Consider the following 2,142-nt stretch of genomic DNA (forward strand, 5'->3'; position numbering starts at 1 on the left):
ATCTCCTGGGCCTCCGCCCGGCCCAGCTCGCCGTCCACGCCCCGCACCACCAGCGTCGGGCACCGCACCTGCGCCAGTTCCTCCCAGTGGGCGTCGTAGACCCATGTCTCGCGGGACCTGAGCATGTGCTGCGGCTCGAAGACCGGCCGCCAGCCGTCCTCGCGCTCGTGCATCACCTCGGCGTAGAAATCGCCGCGCGCCGGGCTCGGCCGCTCCACCCAGGGGTCGTCCTCGCCGAACCACTTGCGGACGTCGGCGAGGCTGGCGAAGGGGACGGGCCAGGACCGGAACCAGTCGGCCCACTCACGCTGCGAGGCCGCGCCCAGCGCGGAGGCCCGCATGTCGCAGATGACCAGGCCGCGGACCAGCTCCGGGCGCTTGGCGGCGAGCTGCCAGGCGGTCAGCGCCCCCATGGCGTGGCCGACGAGGACGACGGGCGCGAGACCGAGCTGTTCCACGGCGGCCTCGGCGTCCTCGACGTAGGCCTCGCGGGTGTAGGCGGCTTCGGGGGGTTTCTCGCTCCGGCCGTGGCCGCGCTGGTCGAGCGCCACGGCGCGATGCCGGCCGGCGAGCCAGCGGGCGGTGGACGCCCAGTGGGAGGCACGGCCCATCAGGCCGTGCAGTAACAGCACACCCGGAGCGCCGGACTCCGCACCGGGCGGCTCCGCCTCCGGTTTCGGAGGGTCGGCGAACTCCCAGGCGGCCAGGCGCAGCCCGCCCGCTCCCGTCACATCGATACGCCGTGCCATCGGCCTGGCACCCCCCAGTGCTCCGCCTGCCTGGTCCTGCCTGCCTGGTCCTGCCTGCCTGGTCCTGCCTGCCTGGTCCTGCCTGTCTGATCCTGCCTGTCTGATCCTGCCTCGTCGTCCAGTCGCTTCAGGCTATCGAATACCCATTCGAAAATGCTGTCTCCGCAAGCAACACCCCTCCTTCGAGTGACACGTCCCGAGGAATGATCGCCGCCACCGAGGGGATCTTTCTGGCAGAGGCGGACCGCTCGGGGAAAAGCCGGTCCGAGGGGGATGACCCTGAGAGCTCGGGGCTCCGGGTCAGCACGGGGGAGGAAGGGCCCCGGCGCCGCTCAGCGCCGGGGCCCTCCCCTCGTCTCAGCGCTTGGCGACGAACACATGGGAGGCGATGTCCGCCTCCAGCTCGGCCGCCTCGCCACCGCTGCCCACCAGCACACCACCGGGCGACTCCGTCACGCTCACCACGGAACCGGGCTGCACACCCGCCCGCCGCAGCGTGTACATCAGCTGCGCGTCCGTCTGGATCGGCTCACCGATACGACGGACCACCACCGTCTTGCCGTCCGAACCCGGGTCCAGATCCGCCAGCGACACCATGCTCTCGTCCAGGAACGGGTCCGCCCCGTCCTTCTCGCCCAGCTCCTCCAGCCCCGGGATCGGATTGCCGTACGGCGACTCGGTCGGGTGCCGCAGCAGCTCCAGCACACGACGCTCCACGGCCTCGCTCATCACGTGCTCCCAGCGGCACGCCTCCGCGTGGACCTGCTCCCACTCCAGCCCGATCACGTCCACCAGCAGACACTCGGCCAGGCGGTGCTTGCGCATCACCCGCGTCGCCAGCCGACGGCCCTCGTCGGTCAGCTCCAGATGCCGGTCACTGGCCACCGAGACCAGACCGTCGCGCTCCATGCGCGCCACCGTCTGACTCACCGTCGGCCCGCTCTGGTCCAGCCGCTCCGCGATACGGGCGCGCATGGGCACGACGCCTTCCTCTTCCAGCTCGAGGATGGTGCGGAGATACATCTCCGTGGTGTCGATCAGTCCGGACATACGTGCCCCTCGATTACCTCAGCCGGCCACCGGCCGCGTGCGCTGGCCCTGGCACCAATTCTGCCGGATCCCACTGACAAGCGGGCGGCAGCGCGGAAACGGGCCGCCCCGCTCCGGCCGTATTGACACCACGATGGTCCAGACCGCACGGTGATCCGCGACACAGACGCTGCGAAGGGGCACCGCATGAGCGACGGCACACCCGCCGACCTGTTCTTCGACGCCGCCATCGGCCTGCTGCAACGGGTCCGCGACGAGGAGGCCGCAGCGATCACCGCGGCCGGCACCCTGCTCGCCGACACCGTCGCCGCCGGCGGCCGCCTGTTCGCCTTCGGCGCCGGAC

At 71.4% G+C, this 2,142-nt stretch carries 3 protein-coding genes; 1 reads left to right on the forward strand and 2 read right to left on the reverse strand.

From position 1 onward, the window contains the following. Both IE312_RS30445 and IE312_RS30450 read right to left on the reverse strand, forming a co-directional pair. A partial coding sequence (locus IE312_RS30445) for an alpha/beta fold hydrolase (RefSeq protein WP_229900616.1) occupies positions 1 to 749 on the reverse strand: 749 nt, incomplete at its 3' end. 357 nt (positions 750 to 1,106) lie between these two features. Beyond that, positions 1,107 to 1,799 (reverse strand): iron-dependent transcriptional repressor DtxR, encoded by a 693-nt coding sequence (locus tag IE312_RS30450; RefSeq protein WP_030341848.1) that lies wholly within the window; start codon positions 1,797 to 1,799, stop codon positions 1,107 to 1,109. A gap of 186 nt (positions 1,800 to 1,985) precedes the next feature. On the opposite strand from IE312_RS30450, the gene IE312_RS42530 reads away from it, so the two are divergent. After that, positions 1,986 to 2,142: SIS domain-containing protein (locus IE312_RS42530; RefSeq protein WP_229900630.1), on the forward strand; the 157-nt coding region annotated here is incomplete at its 3' end.

Source organism: Streptomyces capoamus, from assembly GCF_014654935.1.
Classification (GTDB): domain Bacteria; phylum Actinomycetota; class Actinomycetes; order Streptomycetales; family Streptomycetaceae; genus Streptomyces; species Streptomyces capoamus.